Source organism: Geosporobacter subterraneus DSM 17957, from assembly GCF_900142145.1.
Taxonomy (GTDB): domain Bacteria; phylum Bacillota; class Clostridia; order Peptostreptococcales; family Thermotaleaceae; genus Geosporobacter; species Geosporobacter subterraneus.
On sequence record NZ_FQZV01000017.1, the window covers coordinates 22,736 to 45,911 of the forward strand.

The 23,176-nt window shown below is 52.5% G+C and carries 24 protein-coding genes; all 24 read right to left on the minus strand.

What is annotated here, in order from left to right; genetic code table 11:
• Positions 1-28 precede the first annotated feature (28 nt).
• Positions 29-451, minus strand: a complete 423-nt coding sequence (locus BUB56_RS07375; RefSeq protein WP_330392584.1) for a TnpV protein — start codon at positions 449-451, stop codon at positions 29-31.
• Positions 452-1,216: 765 nt separating this feature from the next.
• Complete coding sequence (locus BUB56_RS07390; RefSeq protein ID WP_110940719.1) at positions 1,217-1,420, minus strand: transposon-transfer assisting family protein; 204 nt, start codon at positions 1,418-1,420, stop codon at positions 1,217-1,219.
• On the minus strand, positions 1,377-1,943 hold the full coding sequence (locus BUB56_RS07395; RefSeq protein ID WP_051534237.1) for a DUF3849 domain-containing protein: 567 nt from the start codon (positions 1,941-1,943) through the stop codon (positions 1,377-1,379). Before BUB56_RS07395 ends, BUB56_RS07390 begins: the two co-directional genes overlap by 44 nt.
• Before the next feature lie 2 nt (positions 1,944-1,945).
• A complete protein-coding gene (locus BUB56_RS07400; protein ID WP_051534238.1) occupies positions 1,946-4,462 on the minus strand; it encodes a YodL domain-containing protein in 2,517 nt (838 codons plus the stop codon).
• Between the two features lie 35 nt (positions 4,463-4,497).
• Positions 4,498-5,169: a hypothetical protein gene (locus tag BUB56_RS07405; protein WP_051534239.1), complete on the minus strand. Its 672-nt coding sequence runs from the start codon at positions 5,167-5,169 to the stop codon at positions 4,498-4,500.
• 24 nt (positions 5,170-5,193) lie between these two features.
• Positions 5,194-5,607 carry a prepilin peptidase gene (locus BUB56_RS07410; protein ID WP_242841749.1) on the minus strand — a complete coding sequence of 138 codons (414 nt, stop codon included), beginning with the start codon at positions 5,605-5,607 and terminating at the stop codon, positions 5,194-5,196.
• Positions 5,607-8,765, minus strand: coding sequence for a hypothetical protein (locus tag BUB56_RS07415; protein WP_028309368.1), 3,159 nt, complete (start codon positions 8,763-8,765; stop codon positions 5,607-5,609). Before BUB56_RS07415 ends, BUB56_RS07410 begins: the two co-directional genes overlap by 1 nt.
• Positions 8,762-9,247, minus strand: a complete 486-nt coding sequence (locus BUB56_RS07420; RefSeq protein WP_028309369.1) for a hypothetical protein — start codon at positions 9,245-9,247, stop codon at positions 8,762-8,764. The genes BUB56_RS07415 and BUB56_RS07420 overlap by 4 nt, the downstream gene beginning before the upstream one ends.
• Before the next feature lie 25 nt (positions 9,248-9,272).
• The gene (locus BUB56_RS07425) at positions 9,273-9,755 is read right to left on the minus strand and encodes a DUF4320 family protein (protein ID WP_028309370.1); all 483 of its coding nucleotides are present in this window, start codon (positions 9,753-9,755) and stop codon (positions 9,273-9,275) included.
• Between the two features lie 46 nt (positions 9,756-9,801).
• Positions 9,802-10,011 (minus strand): hypothetical protein, encoded by a 210-nt coding sequence (locus BUB56_RS07430; RefSeq protein WP_028309371.1) that lies wholly within the window; start codon positions 10,009-10,011, stop codon positions 9,802-9,804.
• 388 nt (positions 10,012-10,399) lie between these two features.
• A complete protein-coding gene (locus BUB56_RS07440; RefSeq protein WP_028309372.1) occupies positions 10,400-10,609 on the minus strand; it encodes a hypothetical protein in 210 nt (69 codons plus the stop codon).
• 84 nt (positions 10,610-10,693) lie between these two features.
• Positions 10,694-10,945: a hypothetical protein gene (locus BUB56_RS07445; RefSeq protein WP_242841750.1), complete on the minus strand. Its 252-nt coding sequence runs from the start codon at positions 10,943-10,945 to the stop codon at positions 10,694-10,696.
• A 55-nt stretch (positions 10,946-11,000) separates the two neighbouring features.
• A complete protein-coding gene (locus BUB56_RS19835; RefSeq protein ID WP_242841751.1) occupies positions 11,001-11,906 on the minus strand; it encodes a hypothetical protein in 906 nt (301 codons plus the stop codon).
• Between the two features lie 12 nt (positions 11,907-11,918).
• Positions 11,919-12,833, minus strand: coding sequence for a type II secretion system F family protein (locus BUB56_RS07455; protein ID WP_028309375.1), 915 nt, complete (start codon positions 12,831-12,833; stop codon positions 11,919-11,921).
• The gene (locus BUB56_RS07460) at positions 12,830-14,218 is read right to left on the minus strand and encodes an ATPase, T2SS/T4P/T4SS family (RefSeq protein ID WP_028309376.1); all 1,389 of its coding nucleotides are present in this window, start codon (positions 14,216-14,218) and stop codon (positions 12,830-12,832) included. The genes BUB56_RS07455 and BUB56_RS07460 overlap by 4 nt, the downstream gene beginning before the upstream one ends.
• Positions 14,215-14,949 (minus strand): AAA family ATPase, encoded by a 735-nt coding sequence (locus BUB56_RS07465; protein WP_028309377.1) that lies wholly within the window; start codon positions 14,947-14,949, stop codon positions 14,215-14,217. Before BUB56_RS07465 ends, BUB56_RS07460 begins: the two co-directional genes overlap by 4 nt.
• Positions 14,939-15,649, minus strand: a complete 711-nt coding sequence (cpaB, locus tag BUB56_RS07470) for a Flp pilus assembly protein CpaB (protein ID WP_028309378.1) — start codon at positions 15,647-15,649, stop codon at positions 14,939-14,941. Before cpaB ends, BUB56_RS07465 begins: the two co-directional genes overlap by 11 nt.
• An 84-nt stretch (positions 15,650-15,733) precedes the next feature.
• Complete coding sequence (locus BUB56_RS07475; protein ID WP_028309379.1) at positions 15,734-16,030, minus strand: DUF4316 domain-containing protein; 297 nt, start codon at positions 16,028-16,030, stop codon at positions 15,734-15,736.
• Positions 16,027-18,120: a DNA topoisomerase 3 gene (locus tag BUB56_RS07480; RefSeq protein ID WP_028309380.1), complete on the minus strand. Its 2,094-nt coding sequence runs from the start codon at positions 18,118-18,120 to the stop codon at positions 16,027-16,029. Before BUB56_RS07480 ends, BUB56_RS07475 begins: the two co-directional genes overlap by 4 nt.
• Before the next feature lie 92 nt (positions 18,121-18,212).
• Complete coding sequence (locus BUB56_RS07485; RefSeq protein WP_051534240.1) at positions 18,213-18,653, minus strand: hypothetical protein; 441 nt, start codon at positions 18,651-18,653, stop codon at positions 18,213-18,215.
• Positions 18,654-18,733: 80 nt separating this feature from the next.
• Positions 18,734-19,678, minus strand: a complete 945-nt coding sequence (locus tag BUB56_RS07490; protein ID WP_110940720.1) for a DUF4366 domain-containing protein — start codon at positions 19,676-19,678, stop codon at positions 18,734-18,736.
• The gene (locus BUB56_RS07495) at positions 19,668-19,898 is read right to left on the minus strand and encodes a DUF4315 family protein (RefSeq protein WP_028309381.1); all 231 of its coding nucleotides are present in this window, start codon (positions 19,896-19,898) and stop codon (positions 19,668-19,670) included. Before BUB56_RS07495 ends, BUB56_RS07490 begins: the two co-directional genes overlap by 11 nt.
• Positions 19,899-19,923: 25 nt before the next feature.
• A complete protein-coding gene (locus BUB56_RS07500) occupies positions 19,924-22,281 on the minus strand; it encodes a M23 family metallopeptidase (RefSeq protein WP_051534242.1) in 2,358 nt (785 codons plus the stop codon).
• A 57-nt stretch (positions 22,282-22,338) separates the two neighbouring features.
• The gene (locus BUB56_RS07505) at positions 22,339-23,169 is read right to left on the minus strand and encodes a DUF6674 family protein (RefSeq protein WP_028309382.1); all 831 of its coding nucleotides are present in this window, start codon (positions 23,167-23,169) and stop codon (positions 22,339-22,341) included.
• Positions 23,170-23,176 lie beyond the last annotated feature (7 nt).

Sequence of the window (23,176 nt, forward strand, 5' to 3'; positions counted from 1 at the left end):
TCGGGCGGTATTTCTTCCGATGTTTCGTTTAATTGTAAATCAGTTCGTTCAAAATGGTTTCCTCGGCCTGGGCTTTCAGACTGTTCATGTGGCTCACCCAGCCCATCTGATCTGTCGTTTTGTCCGGGGGCGGGTTCTTCCCGGTTAGCTCCTTCATCAGTTGTTCCATTCTCTCGTTCGCTGTCCGGTCGATCTCCCGCAGGTGGTGATACAGCTTCTCTCCGAGAAGCAGGGAATTGTACGACATGGCCCGGTGCTGTTTCAGGAAGTTTTTCCGCATCCGTCCGTATTTGCCGATTGTCTCCTCCGTCACCGGTGAAGCCTGTTCTTCCAGAATCAGATCGGGAAGCAGATAATCTCCTGCCTGGCTGTAGGTCAGCGGACGGCTGTTGTCCGTTTCTATCTCTTTGCTCATATTGGGCGCTCCTTTCGGCGGCTTTCTGCCTTTCATATTTTTTAATAACAGCCCCGATATCCTTTAAAACCTGTTCGGACAGGTCGCTGACCGCCGTGCCCAGCGCGTAAACGGCGGCAGGAGTATTAAATTCAAAAACCTTTTGAAAATCCCCGTCCTCAAAATATTCCTCCGTGTTCAGGCCACAGCGGGATATCAGGCTGTAGGCAATGCTGACGGTCAGCGCTTCCCGGAAAGCCACTTCAAGATTAAGCTCGTCATAGTCTTCCAAAAAACTGCCTTCCGCAATGTACCCGATTTCACGGGCGTTATCGTCATAATACTCCCTTGCAAGCTGAGATGCAATGTTGTAAAGGGAAGTACCCAAATCGTTCTCCACATTGTCATAGGTTTTTGCAAGGTATTCCATGACGGGCGCATGATGTTCCTCTCGAAGCTCCCATAAAAAGGGGACGCGTGCATCCTCCCGTGCGGGCTCGGTATCCGATATGTCAAAGACATACCGCAGTGCCGGGCGGTCGCCGCTGTCATCCATAAGGGCAATCCCCTTTGCGCCGCGCCGCACCCAGCGGTTCATGGGGCTGTTCCAGGTTTCGATAGGCGCGCAGGCCGTGGCGTCGGGGCGCTGGGCGTAAATCATCAGCTGGTCGGCAAAGGAATACCGGTACAGCCTTGCCGCCGTGTCCAGAAAGCGCGTCCAATTCCTGCGCCCCTGCGTAATCTGCCGGGCCTGCTGCTCCGCCAGCTGGGAATACATCTGAAATTTCGTAGCCAAATCGTGCTACACCTCCGTTTCTTCTATCATTCATAGTCCGGAGCAAGGACAAGGGCGGCGAATTCCCGGTCAGTCATGGCTTCCAACCTGCCGATTATGCCCTGCGCCAGTTCTTTCAGTTCCGGTTCCAACAGATGAGGCAGGCTCTCCCCTATCCCGGTAAGCAGTCTGCCTCTGTCGCTTGTGTCATAGACACACATGAGATTGATTTCTTCTACGGTAAAGCCCATTATTACACCTCCCGTCCGCTGTCGCGTTTCGAAGTGCCTTTCGGTTGCTTGTCTCCTGTACGGCAGCCTTTTTGCCTTCTTCCAGCCGATTTAGAACGGAGGTCTTTTTTTCAGCTTTCGGAGCGGATTTTTCCAGTGCAGCAAACTCTTTCCGCGCCACGTCAATAAATCCGTCCAGTACGGTGGGGTGGGTATTTATCGTATAATAAATGCTTCTTTCTTTGGGTATGGAAAAGCCTTTACCCCAATCCTTGTTGTAACGGGAAAAACGCCCGTCATGCTCCAGATTCTGCAAGGTGGCAGCCAATACCCAGGCTACACGCTCCGCGCCGTATTCCGCAATAACCTTCTGTGCAGCGCTATCTAAATCATACCGGTAGAGAGCATAGTTGCTGTCTTTTATGGCTTGTTCGATTGCCTGGGCACAGGCTCCATTTATACGGTTGCTGTCCCGGTAAAGGGCAAGCTCATCCTGTTGTCTTGCATAATCTGCATCCTGTTTATAAACTGGTTGATTTTCCATTCTCATACCTCCCGTTCTCCGTCGCGCTTTGGCGCGGTTTTCTGTGTGTCGGTTCCCTGGGAAACTGCTTTTTTACCTTCCTGCAATTTCGCAAGGATGGAGGGCTTTTCCGTGCGTCCGGGCTGTTTTTGTTCGTTTTTGACCGCTCTTGCAAGGTCAAGGAGAGAAATCTGCTTCCCGGGCTTAGCCTGTTCCTCCAGTTCGGAGACGGTGGGAGCAGCGGGTTCCGGTTCCTTTGGCTTTTCATAGGTTGCAAGCTGCTGTAACAGGGCTGTAGCTTCGGGCACATCGGTTTCTTCCTCGATGGCATATTGCAGCATTTCTTTCATGCCGGAAAGCTCGCCGTTTTCAATATCCCGCGCTATGGAGCGGATATTTTCCTCTTTGTCTTCCACATCATCGCGGTAGCCGTAAGTGTCAAAATTCTCGGCAAATTTATCAAGACGGGTAGCAAGCTCCATTACAGGGTCAAGTTCCGGCTGCTTCTCATTTCCCAAAAAAGCGGGCAGTTCCTTAAAGCCGAAGCTATCCACATAATGGGAAGTGCTCCCGCCGTTTCGTTGCAGGCAAACCACATCGCTGACCGATAGGCTGTGTCCCCGAAAGTCAGCGGGATGGTGCAGGTTGAATTTCTCAAAGATGCCTTCCAGCGTATCGTCAGGCGACAGGGGCGCGACATAGACCAGCTCGTAATTGGCCCGGTCTACGGTCAGGCCGTCTTTTTTCAGCTGTTCCAGCGGTGTAAAACGGTGGAAATGCAGTTCCTCGCCGCCCTTTAACTGAAAGATACCAAAGCAGTCCCTGTCACCGTACAGCAGCCCTGCTTCCCGCGATGCTTCACTGTTTCTGGAGGCGTCTTTTAACATAGCGTACTCCCGCGATGCCTGCCATTCCCCGGCCTCAATGCCGAAAATCCCGTCATGTCCGACGATTTCGTCCCGTTCAAAAACCATGGCCTCGGTGTTGTCCGGGTACAGCATGTAAACGGTATGGTCGGCGTCATACAGCGCCAACGCCCGGTCTTTCAGCAGCGGAAGCATGGAGGGGTCGGTGTAGCCGTACAGGTCGCGCTCGGACAGCTCGATAGCGGGGTCGGGCAAGAAATCGTCTGTTTCCGGTTCGACGGGCGCATCCTGCTCCTGATGCGGTGCTGCCTGTTCTGGTGTGCCGGCAACGGGCGGTACGGAGAAAACCGGTGCATCCTGCGTAGCAGACACACTCATTTCGGTGGTACGAGCGGTTTCCTCGATTTGAGCCTTCACATCATCCGGCATATCCTTGTCATAGAACGTCACACTGCGGTCAGTGGCAATATGCGCCACGGTGACGTAATCGCCGTCCTTTTCCTCCAAACGGTTCCAGACGGTCAGGCCGTTCCCCATATGACCGTAGCCCAATTCATACTGCTTTTCAGGCTTTGGTGTGTATGACGGTGCGGGGCCGGTGACGATATACTCCACGCCGCTGATTTCCTCAATATGCTGGTTGGGCTTTAATTCGGGCTCTACCGCGGGTGAAGGCTCCTGGCCTGAAACAGGAGCATCCGGCACAGGCAACGGCTCCGGCGCGGTCTCGTCCTGCTCTTTGGGTGTAAGATCAATCCCTCGCTCCTTGGCAAGCATACGGAAATTTTCATCAATGCTGTCAATAAGCTCCGCCGCCGTTTTGCGGATAATGTCCAGCGAAGCGTTCAATTCCTTTAATTCACGGGTTTTACTCCATTCGGCTAGATACCCGAAGCTGTTGGCGGCGGTTTCAATGCCGTAATACTGGCACACGGCATAGGAAACGCTTTCGGCCTCTACTTCCTCGGTGCGCCGGTCTTTTGGCTTTGCTGTCTCGTCCTCCTGCTGCAAACGCTCCAAATCGTGGAGCCTGGCATGGGCGATCTCGTGGATTATTGCCGAAACGGTCTGGATTTCACTCATTCCGGTACGGATGGCGATACTGTCTCCCATGCGGCAGATGCCGTCCGTGCCGGGTTCCAGTGGTTCAAACCGGATGGGCAGCGGAGATACGGCCCTAAGAGCGTCCAGAAAAAGCGCATAGTGCTTCACGTCGCCGGTCAAATCCTCCACCAGGCTTGGCAGAGGTTTTCCGTCTGTCTGTGATACGTCGAATACGGGAATGACCTTAAAGCGCGCAATGCGCACCTCCACTTCCTCCGTGACGGGCAATCCGTCTGCGCCGAGTATGGGACGGCGGGTATCCGGGTCAAGCTTCTGCTGTTCTTTTGTAACGGTAAAGGGCGTGGGAGCAAGGATTTTGATGCCCGTTTCGCCGCGTTTGACATACCTGCCGAATTTGGATTGCCATGCCTGGTATCCTGCCACCAGCGTGGCGTCGGGCTTCTGCATATAAATGAGCAGGGTGTTCCGGGTGCTGTAGCGGTGGAACCGGGACATGGTTTGCAGGTAGGACAAATATTTTTCACCGATAAACAGGTCTTTAACGCCCTGTTCTAGTCGGTCGGTGATTTCCTTCACCTGATTTTTTGTGCTGTTGGCCTTATCAGCCATTGTGTGCCTCCTTTCTCACATGGAAAAGAACCGGATTAACGCTCCGGCTTTCTGTGTTTAGGTTCTTTCGGTGTGGGATTGACCCGCGCGGCGGTTTTCTTTGCGGCATCCAGTTTCCCAAGCACGGATTGCTTTCCCTCCGCCTTTTGAAGCGCCGACAGCTTTTCCGCCGCCCACTCCGGCATACGGTCGGGCCGGATCACGCCGGCTATGTAATACCGTTCCCAACGCATCGCTTTGCCGGTGAACAGGTTCGTGCAGAAAACAGCAGTGCCCCGTGCATCCGGATCGCAGCCGTTGCCGCCCGTGGCAAGCAGCAGTTGATGGTCGGCAGTGCGCGCTGCGGGTGTGAGTTTTCCCGGGGCAATGACGATAAGCCGGTTTTCGTAATTCCATCCCCGGCTGCCCGATATGCAATCATCGGCGGTCAAGGGAATATTGGAAACACCGCGCAGGGCACGTTCCTTTTCAATAAGCTCAACACGCTTTGCTGTCCGGTTTAAAAATTCTTTCATGACTTCCAGATAATCGGCGCTGACCGCAATATTGGAATATACATCCACACTGAACGGGTTATCCCAGGAGCAGTCACACACCATGAACGGCTCGGCGGCAGAAGCATCCTCAGCCAGCACCACCTCGCCGCCTGAAAGGTGGATGGCATGTTTCACTTCATAATTTTCAATCATCCGTTTTTCATCAGCCATATAAAAAGCACCTCCATTTCATCCTCAAATCCGGCTGAAAACAAATACGACAACGGCAAAGCTGAAAGCGCCGACACATAAAAAGACGGCCAGGGGCACACTCCGTTGCTTTGTCGCTTTTGCGTAAATGCAGGCAGGAAGCAAGGCAAGCAGGAGGATGGCCGCAAGGGTATTCAGCCCGAAAGCAAAACCCATGGCTGCCGTCAGCTTGATGTCGCCGCCGCCCACGCCGCTGTATTTCATGGCAAGGAATAAAAGGCAGAGCCCTGGCAGAAGGCATCCCGCGATTCGTTCATACAGGACCGGGGCAGGCAGCAAAAAATCGGATGCAAGCCCGGTCAGGAGAATGGCAATCCATGTCCAGTCGGGAATGATCCGCTTTTTCAAGTCCGTAACCGCCGCCCACAGGAGGGGGATGGCGCAAAACAGCAGCACCATTACCAGTCACCTCCCGTCACGTCGTCGGAATACATGCTGTCCATTACAGGAATGGCAAGCTGTCCGCCCGTAATCCACCGGGACAGGGTGCCGCCCGGCGTATGTACATCGGTGACAAGAAGTTGTACGGTGTAGTCCTTGTCGTCGGGGAACCAGATGGGGACATACTGCTTCCGGTACTTAAAGGGAGATGCGGGATTCTCCTTGAAAACAAACAGGCCGTCTTCTTTTACTAAAGGAATGGCGGTATTATAGCGGTATTCCGGCAGATATACCTCTGCCGTCTGCGGGGCAGTAATCAGCTCCGGCCTGTCGTAGTTGGTGCTGACGGAGGCGATGACCTTGATGGAATAGCCATAGCCGGACTTGAGATATCCTTTGCCTTTTGTGGCATAATCCAGTTCTGCGCTTACCTTTAGCTCGGCATAATACTCATGCCATACAAATTTGCCGTTTTCATACCGCTGTTCCCACCATGTCACCCTGGGCTGTTCCTTCCTCTGCGGCGGGTCGGGCAGCGTCCGGCTTTCCTCCGGCTCGTCATAGGTGACATTTTTGATGACGGCCTTTTGGGTGTAGGTATTATTGGCAAAAGATGTTTCATTATTTAAATTCCGGTCAGGATTGATGGTGGCAATCAGGGTGATGTACTTATCGGCCTGGACATTGGGCGTATCCCATCTGACCGAGACGACGTTCCAGGTGTTTTGCTCCATAACCATGGCATCGACACGCTTTTTAAGTGAAAGCTCCGGGATTTCAAACAGGACGGAAACCTTTTGTCCGGGCGTAAAGTCCTTGCTTCCTTTGTTGGACACCTTGATGGTGCTGATGACTGTCTGGTTTTTCTTGTATTGGTCGGGTGTTATCCGTTGCACATCCAGGTCATAGGGACGTTCCATCACCGGAATTTCAGCATCGGACGTGTTGTTGCTTAAGGTTGTATCCGTATATTCCTGCGGTGGTGAAATAGCTGACCTGAGTTTGATGGTTGTTCCCTTCTCTCCGGCTTTTCCTTTGACAACAAAAGTCTTTGTTTCATGTGCTTCAAAGCTTGCTGTTGAGGTTACTTCCTTAACTGCCGTATTATCAACCGTAGTACTTAGGTTTGCTCCTGTCACCGCTTTGTCGGTATCATTGGTAAAGTAAACTGTAAAGCTGTATTCCTCCTGTTCGTAGATCGTTGGTGGAGAAGATATGTTAACCCATAAATCGCACAGCTTTCCTTTTGGTACATCAGGATTAACCGGTGGCTTATCCGGGTTTACAGGAGGTTTGTCCGGATTTACCGGCGGTTTGTCGGGGTTCACCGGGGGCTTATCAGGCTCTTTGGGCGGTTTATCCGGTTTATCCGGTGGATTATCAGGATTTGTCGGCTTGTTAGGTGTTCTCTCAATAACGGTGATCTTTGAAGTTGCGGTGTTATTGCTTGGATTCTCATCTATAAAGCCCTCCGGGACACCGATATTTGCCCAAAGCCTGTACACTTCGCCCTTGTTCCCTGCCTTGTCTGTGATTGTAAATGATTTTGTTTCCTGGGGTTTGAAGCTGCAGGTCTTCGGAATTTGTTCCAAAGCAGAATCGTTATTCGTCCCCTGTAACATCACGTTTGTAAGCTCCTTATCGGAACTGTTCGTGAAGCTGACTGTAAAGCTGTAAGTCTCATGCTCATATACAGTCGGTGGTGCAAGAATGCTTGCAGACAGGTTACACATCTTTTTCGGCTCAGGTTTGTCATCAGGAGGGACAGGATTATCCGGATTGTCCTTCGGTCCCGGTGGATTCGTCGGCTTCGGAGCAGGCTTGTCAATCACTCTGATGTCTGCCATGGCTGTATTGTTGGAAAGGTTGGCGTCGATAAAACCATCCGGTACGCCGATATTTGCCCACAAGTGTATCACATCGGCTTTAGTGTCGGCTGTGCGCTTTATGGTGTAGGTCTTGCTCTCATTGGGTGAAAAATCCTGTATAGCAGGGATTTCCTTGATCAAAACGCTGTCTACCGTGCCTTTGAGGGATACGTCATAGGCCGGACTTTTCCCGCTGTTCATGTAAATCACGGTAAAGGAATAGCTATCCCCCCGGTATACCGTAGCAGGGGCGCGGATGGCAACCGACAGGTCGTTTCCGTCACAGGCCTTGAACTTGAAATAGAAGTTTGTCATCGGAATTTTGTAATTGATTTTTTGTATAATACTGGTCTGGGTTTTGCTTTCTCCATCGGTATATTCGGTGCTTTCCGGCGTGTAATTCCATTCAAGGCCGCAATAGATGAAGTTTCGGGACAAGGGAATATCATCTTTCGCAAAAGTAACGGATGTGGTTTGATAGGGATAGAGCAGTATCGGTACTCCTTTGTCCTGAGCGGTGAGCGTACCGTAAACCTCTTTCTTGCTCTCGTCGCACCAGGTCGCGTCTATATCTATTTTTACCGGGGCTTGATAGGACAGCGCTGTATTCCGCATGGTTTCAAAGGCAACCAGTGCTTTTTTCGTCCATCCGTAATGGGTGGTCAGTGCTTCAAAATCCGTGTTTGTATCATAGATACCGTAAACTTCGCCTGTTGAGATATTGTGAATTTTCACCACGAGGCTTCCTTTTAAGGTATAGGTGCCGCCGTCCTGTCTGCCGATCCAGGCGGCAATGCGTTCCTGCTCATAATCGGCTACGGTATTGGCGTTTACAAGGTCGATGCGCTGGGGCTCCGGGAAGGACTTTAAAAGCGTATCGCCTTCATAAATCCTGGTCACGTTCATGCCGATGGTGCGGTATCGGGTGTCGTAGGTTGCCCGAACCTGAAACACCACGTTGACCGTAACCGTCATGATAGCCCCCTGGTCGGTTTTTGCCGTAATGGTATAGGGGCCGCATTTTTCCTTGCTTTCCACCGCCAGGGTATAATCGGGCGGTATCATCCGGCCCCCGCCGCCGTATTCCAGTTTTATTTCCGTCAGCGCTCCGGTGGACGCCGTGACGCTGATGGGGATTTCAGCCGGGAACTGCTCCACGGCCACCACACCGCTTTCATTGGTCAGGCTGTCTATGGGGGAAGCCACATGGATTTGTATATCGCTGTCTGACGCGGCAAACGCCTTGGTGGAAAAGAGCAGGCAGCAGACAAACATCAGCGGCAGGACTAACAAATATTTTCGTTTCATTCGGAACCTCCTTCCGTAATTCGCGTGTTGACGCTGGATATGCTAAAGGGAAACCGCACTTCTCCGGTCAGGAAGCTGAAAATGCTGCGGGTTCTAAGCTCCCCGTCCAGCGTCAGCCGGGGCGGGCTTTCCGTCGCATGGATGCTTTGAATTTCAAGCCGGTAGTTCCATTCCTCACCGGCATATTTGTTCATCTCCGAATCCAGCCCCATGCTTTCATGCAGGTACTCATACAGCTTTTCTTCTGCGGCCTCCGTATCCAGCAGGGCATAGCCGTCCCTGCGGTATTCGTCGCGCATGGCGTACTCCACGGAGCTGTTTACACCCCGCTGGAGCACATATTCCACCTGCTGGTACAGGCTTTCCATGCGGAAATATTCGATTAAAATGGCCGATAACGTAAGAATAAAAAAGACGAGAATAAGAATGAACACAAAGGCGTCACCCCTGCAGTTTTTCAGTATCCCTTTGATTTTTCCCATGGCATTAACCTCCTTTCCGGTGTGCTCACTCTGCGAGCTTCCAATATTTTTCCGACATTCCGGTAATACTGACTTTCATGGGAATCCGTATTTCTACGGGTGGTGCAAAGCTTGGCGTGAAAATGGTAAAGGGATAGCTGTAGGTCATGGTGACGGTAAAGGTATCCCGCAGCTGGATTTTCTGATCCTCACAATATGATACATTTTCAACGGTCATTTCCGGCGATAGGTCGGTCTGCTGCTTGAGCCTGTAAAACACGTCATAGGCCCGGTCGGAAACCTGCCCCTCCAGTTCTACCACACGGACAACGCGGCGGCAGACATGGTTCAGGTTTAGATATGTGGTAAAAACGCTTAAAAAGCTCATGACCGTAACCATGAGCGATAGCACTACAAGAGTTTTTATGATTAAATCGAAGTAGCTGCTGCCTTTCTTATCGGAAAGCAGCTTTTGAAAGGACAACGGGGGAGAAAATCTCCCCCGTATGCCCCGGTGCCTGCTGTTCATTGGCCTTGCACCTCCTGTTTCTGTAAATTTGCCTTTGAAACGCTCATCAGCTGAGCAGACCGGTGATTTTGGTTACGATATTGTTCCAGATTGTGGTGATAGAGCTTTGATACAGGGTCATGAATACAGCGCCTACCACTACAACAACCAGCACCACAATGAGCCAGCCGGTCATCTGGTCGCCGCTGGGGTTCATTAGTGTGTTCCCAGCCTTCACAGCCATCATCTGGATTTTGTTTTTCATTGTCTTAAACATAGTACATACCTCCGTAAATATATATTTTTGATTAAAGAAGTGGAGAGAACTGTGTGCCCCCTCCCGAACCGGCAAGTATTAAGCCGTCCGCTATTTCAGCAGATTGGTGATCTTGGCAACGATATTATTCCAGATTGTGGTGATAGAGCTCTGATAAAGCGTCATGAACACCGCACCCACCACTACAACGGCACTACAATGAGCCAACCGGTCATCTGGTCACCGCTCGGATTCATCAGTGTGTTCCTGGCCTTCACAGCCACCGTCTGGATTTTGTTTTTCATAGTCTTGAACATAGTACATACCTCCATTTAATTTGTTTTTTGATTTTGAGTAAGGAAAAGGAGGGAACTGTGTGCTCCCTCCCGAACAAGGATTAAGCCGTCTGCTAGTTCAGCAAGCCGGTGATTTTGGAAACAATACTGTTCCAAATCTGTGTGATGGAGCTTTGGTAGAGCGTCATAAACACCGCACCCACAACTACAACAATCAGTACAACGATGAGCCAGCCGGTCATCTGATCGCCGTTCTGGTTCATCAATGCATTCTGGGCCTTCATGGCCGCCATCTGGATTTTGTTTTTCATTGTCTTAAACATAGTACATACCTCCGTAAATTTGATTTTGAATAAAAGAAAAAGGGAAGCTGCTGCTTCCCATGACATTGTGCCGTTAAGCCAGGCTTAGCCTAACAAGCCGGTGATTTTGGAAACAATGCTGTTCCAGATTGTGGTGATTGAACCCTGGTACAGGGTCATGAACACCGCACCTACTACCACGACAACCAGTACCACGATGAGCCAGCCGGTCATCTGATCGCCGCTGGGATTCATCAGTGCGGTTTTCGCTCTCCAAAGAGCGTTTGACATGTATTTTCTCATGGAAATCGTCCTCCTTTCTGCTGGATTTTTCATTACAGTTTTGATGCTTTGCATGGGTCATACCTCCTAAGATTGTATTTGAAAAGGGGCATTGCCCCGTTTTCACGGATTAGAAAAGGCCCCCCATGGAACGGATCAGGTGGGAGCCAATGACATAAAGCAGGCTTACAATGGTGATAGCTACAAGGGGGATACTGGCAATTTTCACTCTGCGGGGCAGGGTATCCAGTTTCTTTTTCATTGCTTCTTTGGCCTTGATGTCCATATCCCGTGCCAGGTAGGAAAGCGCCTCCCCCTGATGTTCCCCCCGGTACAGGCCGATCAGGGCGTTGACCAGAAAAGAAACGTCGGTGATGCCAAGGCGTTCGTTGAAGCTGCGCAGGGCGGTTTCAATGTCCTTTGCCTTCATTTCCATGACAAGGATCGCCACGTCCTCCTGGAAAGCGTCGCTTGCCACCTTGAGATAATCCTCGAAAATCTGGATTAAATCCACCTGCACCACCAGGCGGCTGCCGTCGTGCCGGTTGTCCTCCAGCCGGTACAGGATGGAGCGCACAAAGCCCGGCAGTTCCATTTCAATGCGCTTCTTTTTCTCTTTCATCCGGTCTTTGAGGTCGGTCATAAAATGGCGGTAGACAAGCAGCGCAAGGAGCAGGATGAGGGGTGCCAGCTTAACCGCTCTGAGGAATATAAACAGCAGCGCAAGGGGCAGGGTGAAAGACGCGCATACAATGGCTCTGGCATAATATTCTTTCGGAGTCAGCTCCAGACCGCCCCGCCGCAGTATGGAGGCCATCCTCGCTTCTTTGACGGGATTGAGAGGAACAAACCGGGAAACCGGTCTTGCAAGGGGCATGATGAAGCGGTTTAACAGCCGATTGCCCATCGCTTCCTTTTCGGCCTGTACATTTTTGATGTTCTTTTTCATGCTCAGTTTCGGGATTTTTAAAAGCTGCCTGCAAATCAGAATTCCTGCCGCAGTCAGTAGAATAAATACAATGATTTGGTAAAACAACGGCATCCCTCCTTATCGGTTGTTCGGTAATGTGGCCTTCATGACATAGAAGGCGGTGGCGAGGGCGGTCAGCAGCATGAGGACAATCAGCAGCCGGCCCACCATGGTTTGGGTCAGCAGGTAAAACCACTCGGCGTTGGCGAATTTCATCATAGGGATAATAGAGATCATCAGGCCCACCGTCATCAGGTAGTCCCGCCATACTCGAACCATCATGCCGTCGCTCTCGACCTGCATGGATTTTGCATCATTCATGGCCCGGATGATAGGAAACAGGGCGAATTTCAAGCGGCGGTCATGATAGCAGAGAATCAGGGTCTTTACCCATTCGCTAAAGTAGCGGTTCTTGATTTTTGCCGCCAGCCGGTACAGGCCATGCTCCACGTTGGGATTGACCAGCCTGATCTCCGTAATGAATTCATCAAAGGGTGTGGGAACCCTCAAATGCACCGGCACATACCGGTTCTTTTCCTCCACATAGGCTTCCACCGCCTTGATGATGTCGTCACAGCCTGCGTAGGCGTTGGTAATGATGCTCATGGTGTTCTCTAACCCTTCGATTTCCTCCCTGGCCGCCGCCGAGCTTTTCACCGTCAGGTAAAAGTACGGGGCCGGCAGCACACAGACAGCCATCACCCCCGCAAGCCCCGCGCTGCCAAACAGCAGCACTCCTGTCAGGAAGCCCCCAGCCATGGAGGCAAACACCATGGCAAGGAATTTCTTTGCCGTACAACGGGTCTGCCGGAACAGCGTCGAAAAGTGAAGGCCTATCCGTTCGGTGAATTTCAGTTTTGTCCCTGTCAAAACCATGCGGCGCTTTTTCAAAGGGTTCTGCTCCATGATAAAGGGATTCAGCTTCAGCAGGAGAAACAAGGCAAGGCTGATGAGGGCAAACACAGCCATAAGGGTGATAGGAATCGGGTTCATGCTACGCCTCCTTCTGAAAAACGGCGGATTTCACTTTGCGGTACGCCGCCCACCAAAAGACGTTCGGCAAGGGCCGGGGAGAGATTGCCCACGCGCCGGTGGCTGCCGATAACCTTTGTAATCCTGCCTTCCTTGTCTCTCTCGTAGTGGTCAACTACATATTTGTATAGGGTGTTGCCTGTGACTTCGCCGTTTTTGACGCCGGTGGCTTCAAATATCTCCATGTATTTTCTGGACTTGTCGGGAAGCTGCATCTTAAACAGCATGATCGGAAAGGCTTCCACAATGTTTTTCAGGAGACGTTCTTCGGAAAGTGAAGTCCCGGCCTCCAAGCACATGGTCAGGATACGGTCATATGCCGCCCGTGCACCGTTGGCGTGGAGGGTGCTGACAATGATATGTCCGGTACGTCCGGCCTCCTGTACCGTGAGGGCTTCCTTGCCGCGCATTTCGGCAGGGACGAGGACTTGGGGATGCAGCCGCAGGGACAGCTTTAACAAGTCCAGCATGGTGACGGGATTGGGTTCCTCCTTGGTGAGCAGGTGAATCACATCGTTTAGCATCACGCCGTTTTCATCATATTGGGCTAAAGACAGCTCACGGGTATCCTCAATGGTGACAATGCGCCTTTCATAGGGTACACAGCTCAGAATATAGCCCATGTCCGCAGTCTTGCCGCTGCCGGTGGCTCCGGCAATGGCAACGGAAACGCCGTTGTTGACGCACAGGGTCAGAAAGTCCAGTTCCTCGGCGGTGGCCGTATCCCAGCCGATAAGGTTTTCCCGCGTAATATAGGATGGCTTTTGCTTTCGGACGGAGGCAATGGCCCCGGCGTCGGGGTCAACGCAGGGCATGATTGCCCCGGACATGCGGATGCCTTTGGCAATGAAGCTGTCCCCGATGGGCTTGGAGCCGTCCAGAATGACATTCCCGAACCGGCTCATTTTCCGCACGATATTGGCGCAGGCTTCCGGGTTTTCAAAGGTTTCGTTCAGGCGCACCTTTCTATCCTTATACAGCACCCATACGCCTCCGGAGCCGTTGACATTGATTTCCTCCGTCTCGCTGTCCTGCAAGTACGGGGACAACAGGCCCATACCAGCCATATCAAAATAGATGGCGTCTGTCAACTCGGAGATATTGCGCACATCCCGAGCTACCAGCTGTTCGCTGTTGAGATAGCGCATGATAAGGTCTTTCAGCTTTCCTTCAGCCTCCTCCGAATACAGCACCTCCGCCAGCTCCGCAGAGTGGTTTTTAGCAATCAGCCGCTGGAGCCTGTCGAGGATTTCGCCGTAATCCCTGGCCGGGACGCTTTCCCCTGTGTCGGAGCGCCGCTTGTTGGCCCGGTAAATCAGGTCATTAACTGAAAATCTGCCGTTCATGGCTTCCCGCCTCCAATCCTGCCTGCAATTTGTTCCAGCACCTTTCCGTAACGCTTGCAGGAACGGTCACGGAAGAAATACAGGGGCGTCCCAGCGTTCTCCAGCTCCGCGGCCCGCCGGATATGGGGCAGCTCGTAAGCAAAGGCCAGCCCCGTCATATGGCGGTAGGTCTTTTCGTCAAATTCACCGTTGGGGGATAGCAGGATATGGGTCTGCTTTTCTCCAAGGTGCAGCTCCCGTATAAAATCAGAGACGGCTATATACCACATCTGTGCAGCAATGGACGGCCTGTGCAGGGTAAAAACGGTGTCGGCAAGCCACAAGCCCACACCGGAAACCGGATTGTTGACTTCCGCGCTTGTGTCCACGATCAGGGCATCAAACACAAGGGAAGCGGCATCAAGCATTCTCTCTGCATCCTCCAGAGTCACGGTGTCGCAAAGCAGGCCGGAATACCGGGTGGGTACGGACAGGAAAAACAGATTTTTGCTTTCTCCACAGGCGGTGAACATTTCCCCGATGTTAGGATTCTCCGCGCCCAGCGCTTCAAACAGGCCTTTCTTCGGTGGAACCGTCTGACCGAAAAAGGTCTGAAGCTCTCCATAGGTGAGATTGGAGGAAATGAGCCCCACCAGCACGTCCCGTTTTGACAGGGCGCAGGCCAGGTTCACGGCAAAGGTGGTTTTCCCGCTGTGCTTGCCTCCCCAAACGGCAATGGTTTTACTGCCCATGGCTCACACCCCGTTTCTCAAAGATTAAATGCAGCTTGCCGGTGTATTCCGCCTGAATGAGCTTTTCCGCCTGGGCTTCGGTGACAATGAGGGTCACGGCCCTGGCCACCGGATCGCTGTTTGCCGATTGGCTGTCCTTTTGCTGCTCCCGCATCTTTGCGGTGTCCTGTGTCCTGGCGTTCTCGACACTGTAGGTTTCCAGCCCTTTCAGCTCAGGGTAAACAATGACCTGGGGTGCGGAAGCCTTCCCATCGGACGCTTTTTCCATAAACACAGCTACCGTCACAATGTCGCCGGCCCGAAGATGAGAGGAAAGCCCCGCCGCGATGCTCGAAACACTGACGGTAACAAGGCGCTGGTTGTTTTTTGCGATGCGGTCAAGCTGTTCGTTGGCAAGATAGCTGCCCAGCTTCTGCGGGAAGAAATAGTCCCCCTTGGCAATGGCGGTCTGCGCCACCTTGCCCACAATCTGCGCCGGGTCGTTCAGTATGCCCTCCAGCAGGCCGAAGCTGCCCACTTCCACGGATACAAGGTGCTGCTTGGTAAGCTCCGTTCCGGCAGGAATGTCCTGGGCCGCCCGCAGCACCGTTACCGTCGCGCTTTTATCCCCATATAAGCGCGGCAGGAGAAAAAAAGAAATGCCCGCCGCCAGTACAAGGCAGAGGGCGCTTAAAAAGATTCGGTTTTTTAATAGTTTCAAGCTGTATGCTTCCTCCTTCCAAATGATCGCGGAACATGCCGTTTACCAAGAGTATATAAACGACACGTTCCGGCAGGGCAACTGTCATCGTTCCATCGACCGGCAACCATCCTCCGGTTCGGCGGCAGCCCTTTGACGTTCCCGTGCCTGCTCCAGCCGCTCCAGCACCGAACGCTTTTCCTCCGGCAAGGTTTCCGGGGCCAGCTCCCGCAAATCGTCATAGGTCTGGCCGTCCGTTAAATCTGCATCGCGGGAGGGGGCGTTTTCCAGGATACCGTCGATTTGATTGTAGTTGCCCTCCAAGCTCATTTCTGCGTTCTTGAGGTTGTTGTCTTTCAGCAAAGGGTATACGCGCCCCTGATTTCTTCTACGCTTACTCATTTTTTAGCTCCCTTCTCAAACTCCAGTTTGAAGTTGACGTATTTGCCAGTGTCCTCCATGATAACCACGGCGTTATAGGTTTTGCCGGTCTTTTCGCTGTAAAGCCCGGACAGGGAAACGAGTCCCTTTTCAAGAAGTGCGGCGGCAATAGCTCTTGTGAGGTCTTTTTTCTTAGAGGCAAAGAAACGGTTATCCCGCCACAGGGCAAAGCCGCAGTCCCGGTTCTCGCAGAGGAAGCCTTTTTTGCCCTCCAACACCTTGCCGCCGCAGCGTGGGCAGATGCCCACCGCTTCACTGCGGCTTCCCACCGGTGCAGGAAACAATCTCATGAAGTCTGGATTCAGCGCGCTGTTGCTTTTCACAAGGCTAACCGTCAGCTCTGCAATCCCTGCCATAAATTCCGCGTCGGAAAGCCCTCCGCGCTCCACCTGCTTCAGCCGGTGCTCCCATTTGGCGGTGAGGGCTGGGGACTTGATGATCTCGGGCAGCACGGCAATCAGGCTGACGCCTTTTTTTGCGGGCAGCAGTTGTTTATTTTTCCGTTCCGCCAGGCCGGTCTTGACCAGCTTTTCAATAATACTGGCGCGAGTGGCGGGAGTGCCCAGGCCCTTGCGCTCGGCATCCTCCGGCATATCTTCTGATCCGGCTGTTTCCATTGCTTTGAGCAGCGTATCCTCAGAGTAGGACTTGGGCGGTGAGGTAAAGCCCTCTTTTACAGCAGTACGAACATTCTCAAACACCTGCCCCTTGGAAAGCTCAGGCAGCGCCTTGTCCTCGCCGTCCTTATCAGGTTTGTTTTTCAGCGTAGCCCGGTAAGCCGATTCAATGGCCTTCCATCCGTCTTGCAGGACGGTTTTGCCCTTTGCCGTAAAGGAATGGCCCTCACAGTCCACCGTTACAACAGTTTCGGCATAGAGATGAGGTTCACCTACGGCGCAGACCAGCCGGACGGCCAGAAGGAACAGGATGTTCCGTTCACCAGCAGGGAGAGCGGCAAGATCGCTGTCCTTGATCTGCCCGGTGGGAAGAATGGCATGATGGTCGGTGACTTTGCTGTTGTCCACCACACGCCGGGCGTCAACGTTAGGAACGATACCCTTCATAAAAGGCAGTACAGCCGCCGCAGTTTCCACAAGGGCGGGAAGTCCCGCCGCCATATCCTCGGTTAGATATCTGCTGTCGGTACGGGGATAGGTGGCCAGCTTCTTTTCATAGAGCGATTGCATATAGTCCAGCGTCTGCTGGGCGGTGAATCCGAACAGGCGGTTTGCCTCCCGCTGGAGTGTGGTGAGGTCGTAGAGCCTGGGCGGCACAACGGTTTTTTCCTGCCGCTCCACGGATTTTACAACGGCGGTTTTGACGTTGCAGGCGCTATGGATGCTTTCAGCGGCCTTCCTGTCCTTGTACTTTTCGCCCAAAACAATAAATGTACCGCAATTTAATTCCGGTGTATAAAAGGGCTCCCTGACAAAGGCGGCAATTTCCTGTTCCCTCTGTACGAGCAGAGCCAGGGTTGGCGTCATGACGCGTCCCACATTGAGTGTCTGGCGGTACAGCACCGAAAACAGCCTTGTGGCATTGATGCCCACCAGCCAGTCGGCCTGTAAGCGGCACAGGGCAGCCCGGTAGAGCCGGTCGTAATCCGTGCCGGGACGAAGGTTGCGAAAGCCCCCGGTAATGGCGCTTTCCTCCATGGAGGATATCCAGAGCCTTTGTATGGGCTTTTTGCAGCCGCAGTATTCGTATACCAGCCGGAAGATCAGTTCACCCTCCCGTCCGGCGTCGCAGGCATTGACAATGCAGTCCACATCTGGACGCTTCATCAGTTCCCGCAGGACTTTCAGTTGCTTTGCCTTTTCACGGGACACGGCATATTTCCAGTGTTCCGGCAGGATGGGCAAGTCCTCATAGCGCCATTTGCCATACTTTTCATCGTAAGTCTCTGCCTGTGCAAGCTCCACTAGATGGCCCGCGCACCAGGACACAAGATAGCCGCCGCCCTCCAGATAACCGTCCCCGCGCTCCGTTGCGCCAAGGACGGAAGCGATGGCCTGACCTACGCTGCTTTTTTCCGCGATAATCAGTTTCAAAATGTAATCCCTCCGTTTCTTTCTGTGCATGAGAAAAGCGCCGGTAATCTGCCTGTTTTGCAAATTACCGGCGCTTTCGCCTATGGTATACGCTATTCGGTCTGGGTATCGGGGAGTGTTGTGATGTCACAGGCGTTGGCGCCATTCCTCTGACACTCCGATATGCGTTTTGGGGAAATATAATGGGTGGCGTACATTTTCTCGATGTTTTCGTCACCGGATTTGGAAAAACGCAGTTTGGCCAACAGCTTTTTCCCCTTGCGTCCCCACTGCTTGTAAAAAGTCCACGACGCTTTCAGGTTGTTTTTTCGGGCATAGGCGCGGATTTCCTTCATAATGAAAGTCAGCTTATGAAGGTTCACGCGGCATACCCGTTCCAGATAATCCACACGTCCGAAACGCCAGCTTTCATAATCTCCAGCGGATAATACGCCTAAATCCATCAGCACCTGAACGGGCGAAGCCACGCCGTCCTTTTGAAGCTGACTATACATGGAATCATGTATCTTGCCGACAATATCTCCATTGTTCATTTTCATCACCTGCTTGTTAAAATATTGTAGCATACTCAGGATAATAGTTCCAGCCCGCAGCTTCGCGTATCGCCGTAGGGTTATTCTTCTTCTGGTGCGGTCGGATCGTCCCCTGAAAATTCTCCTAAATCATCATCAGAAAGCAGAAAATCGTCCCCTGGCTCTGTCTCGCCGGACAAGGGCGTATCTTCCTCCTCATATTCGGGTTCATCTTCGTCCGTATCCACAGCCTGGTGTTTCGGCTTATATATTTTGAAGTAATATCCTGCGCCGCCTGCGGCTATAACTGCCAGCAGTACAAAGATCAGCGTACTGTCGCCGCCCTTTTCCGGCTGAGATTTGGGTTCGGTTTTGGACGTTGTTTCCGGTTTGGGGGTGGTCTGAGGCGTAGGCACGGCACTCACACCACTATTGCTGTTCCCTTTTTTGGCAAGGGAGCGCAAATCATCCTCTGTGACAGCATTTAAAAAGTAGACATTTTCACTTTGCCTCTGGCGGTCTATGATGAGATAAAAGACATTCTTGTCTTGTGTAGTGATGGTGAAAAACTCCTTGCCATCGCCATCCGTGGCATTATCGACCGTCGTACCGGTGCCCTCCGGCGTAAAGGGATGAGTCTGTGCCGGAACAGCGGATTCCGTGGTTTTCGGGGTAGATGCCGCCGATGTATTCGTGGCAGCTGACGAAGCCTTGTAATACGGGTTCTCTACCTGCACGGTTCCCGACCGGTTTCCCGCAAGGTCCACCGCATAGACCGAAACATACTGTCCGGTTCCGGAATAGGTCCAAAGAGGGGTATCCAGCACTCCCTTTGCGGGGTAGCTGACCTTGTGGCCGTCAATGTAGACTGCCTCTACACCGGAATCCTCATCTTTTGCTTCGATATGGAGGGTTTCACCGGAAAGTCTGGCGGTGAGTGTCGGGGCCTTAGTATCGGCAGAGCCGGAGGCATATGCTGTCATGTGCAGTAAAAATGCGCTCATAAAAAGCATGAGCGCTAAAACGGTAAGCATTTTATTCTTCATGGTTGTCCTCCTTGTTGGGAACGGATTTTGCACTCATGGCGCTGACAAACCGCGCGAACTCATCCTCCGTCATTTTTTCCTTTCTGAATATGGCAACGATTTCGGCGTTTTCCAACTCGGTTTTCTGCCGCTCCAGTTCCCGTAAACGGGCCTGGAATTCCGCGATTTTTGTTTTCGTTTTCTCGATTTCTCCCATCACTTTTTGTATTCTGGGGTTCATAGTCTAAAATTCCTCCTTTTATCGGTTATTGACGGTCATTTGCGCTGTCCGGAGTTTCGGCAAAGAACAGCGGATTGAGATACCGTCCGTTTTTCAGTACCTCCAGGTGCAGGTGCGGCCCTGTGGAGCGCCCGGTGTTGCCGGACTTGGCAATTACGTCGCCTTTTTTTACCTGTTGTCCGACGCTTGCAAGCAGCCGGTCACAGTGGGCATACTTTGAAACCAGCCCGTCCTTGCCTTCGATGGCGATATAGTAGCCGTAGCCGCCTGCGTCAAAGGCCGCCTGGATTACCTTCCCGTCATGCCCTGCCAAAATGTCCGTGCCTACGGGAACGCCGATGTCGATGCCCTTGTGATAATCCTTTGCGCCTGTGACAGGATGGATTCGCCAGCCGTAATAACAGGTAACATGGGGTATCCAGTCAAAGTCAAAGGGACTTGCAATATACTGCCGGTTGCCCTTTGTCTGCATATTCAGGCCGTACATTTCCCGCTCGTCGGCGTTCATATTCGGCTGAAGCACATCGGTGAAGGATTTGGAGGTAAGGTTGATATTAAGGATATGCCATTCATAGGGCACTTCCACTGTATAGCTCTCTCCGGTTTCCGGGTCGGTTCGGGTTTCGGTGCGGTAGCGGATTTCTGTTTGCGCCACAAATTCAAGCCGGTACTGTTCGTTGAAAATCCGCTGAAGCTCAGTTTTTATGGTGGCAAAAGTGAAGTCCTGGTATTTCGCGGAGAGGTAGGCCATCAGTTCAAATAGATTGTGGCTGATATCGTCTACATTGTACCGGTACTCGTCATAGCCGGGGTGTTCCGCCTGCGCGTTCTGAATCCGCATTAGCAGGTTGGTTTCCCATTCCGTATAAGTCAGCTCCGCATCGTCGATATCCTCATCCTCGGCGGTGTAGCTGGACATCAGGACGGACGAAAACCCTCCCATTGCCATGTTGGTACAGGAGGTAAGGAGCGTTGAAAAAGAAAATACCATCAGGAGCAGCAGCGCGATCCCGCCGATCACCATCGGATGACTGCGTACAAAGCCCGACGCAAGTTTAATAATTTTACCGCCCGCTGCACCGGCTTGTTTCATCAACTGTGCCGCTTGTTTGGATTCTCGCGCCGCTTTTGCGTACCGGCGCTTGATTTTTTGTTTCTGTATAAACCGGGACAGCAGATTGGTTCTAAGCCGGGGATTTTCATGCAGCAGCTTCTGATAGGCTAGTTTGGCATTGTGTTTTGCCGAAAGCCGCTCCAGCTTCGCCACACGGCGATAGGGCGCGGTCTTATGCAGGCGGTAGGCTGTGCGCAGTCCGCCTTCGGCAAGCAGTTCCCCCTTGTGGGCGGCCTCTGTGCCCGTATTTTCCTGTTCGGACTGAAACAGCTTGCTGTGGGCATAACTCATGGATAAATTCGCGCCGGCCCTTACAGGGCGGAGCGGAAGCACGCCTTTGAAATTGGACTGTCGGGCTTTGACCTCAGCTTCAAAGCGGATTTTGTGACCGTGCTTCTTCTGCTTTTCATCAAAAACACGTTCTGCCCTGATTTTTTTCCTTTCTGGGAGCCTGTACCGCGCCTGTTCCATTTTTTTGTCGATTTTTTCAGCTTTTCGCAGTGCCTTAGCGAGCTTTTTCCCGGAAGCGGACTGTTCCTCTGGGGAAAATTGGAGCTTGCCCGGTTTTGGAGCTCTACTGGAGGATTTAGCGGATGGGGTTGTCTGATGCGAAGTCGGAACGTCCTGTGGGGACGGCATGGGCGGCGGAGTCTCCTTCACGCCGATGCCGCCTGTTTGGGACACAGGCTGTCCGTCTGGTGGACGGGCCGCATCCTGGCTAAACCTTTGGTAATATGCCGTTCCTTGTTGCAGTGCGGGCTTATCGGTCGCAGCGGTCTGTTCCTTTTCAAAATGCAGCCGGCCATGAAGGGAAGCATCAGCCGGATTTTCAGAAAATGTATCTGTCTGGTAAATATTCTGCGACTGCTGCTTCCCGTTCGCTTTAGCCTGAGTTTTTGGATGCAACCCACTTTTCCCTGTCCGGTCGGGCATCCGCTCACCCGGTATTCCTTGAACTGCATATAGGGAAGTGTTGGACTGACCGACTGTACCTGCCGGATGCTCTGCACCGGGTGTCGGTTCCATACGTCTGATTTGCTCTACATTTTTGTGCTGTGAGGAATGACGGAGGCGCGCAATGTCCGGTCTGCCGGACTCATGGGCAAGTGCTTCCTGCTGCGGTGCTTTGCCCTTTTGCAAATTAAAATCCTGCCCTCGCCGGCTAATGCGGTTTTTTTCGCCAGTGGCGGCGTTGACCTCCACCAGCCCGTCGCGGGTCATTTTGTGGGTAATCTTATCCTTTGCCTGAAATCTGTCTTTGCGTGACACTTTGCTTTCTCACCTCCGTTGCAAGGCACCGGGCGGCAGGTACGCCCTGATGCAGATTTACAGGCTGACCTCCGCCTTTTTCCGCTGGGGGGCAGGAGTGTTCTGCGCCGTTTGTGCCGCCTGCTCCTTGAGCGCTTGCAGATTTTTCAGGATGGACGGCTTCTTCTCATTCTTTCCCGTCTCTTTTTGGTTTTCACGATGCATGACAGAGCGTTGTTCCAGCTTTCCGAGACTGTCAAGGGCCGAAGCTGCCTGTCGTTTGATAGCAGTTGAGCAGGCTTGATCCAGCCGGTAGGGAGCCTGTATGAGCTTTGCCAGCTTGCCCATGGGCTTTGCTTCCTGGATCGCCTCTTTTCCCTGAACCGCACGGCCCATATTTTTCACATGCCTGCCGATCTCATGGTACTCGGCGCTGACAGCCGCAATCTTTTTCATGGACTGTTCATCATAACGGATATTACGGTCCATGCTTTCCTGCACCTTCTCCAGCCCTTGCCGGATGTGAAAGAGGGACGCAAGGCCGTCCAGCGCCGCTATGCCTTTTTCCTTAAAAGCAGCCACGGCATTTTTACAGCCCTCAATGATGCCGGCTTTTACTGCTTCCAGCCGTTCCCTTGTTTCGGTAATTTTGTTTTCCAGCGCCTGGATTGCCTTTTGCAGGGAAGTCCTGACCGGATGATTTTTTTCTTCCCGCATGTCGGCAAGCTCCCGGCGCATGGCTGAAAGCTCGCCCACTGCCGCGTCAAGCTGACGTTCCATTGCGCCCACATAACCGATGACGTCCAGAAAATCCTTAGCGCTTACGCTGTTTTCTTTCAGGATGGCTAAAAGCTCCTTTACATGCTCATTTTCCAAAAGCGGCGCGCTTTGGGTTGTAGTATCGTTCATAGATTAA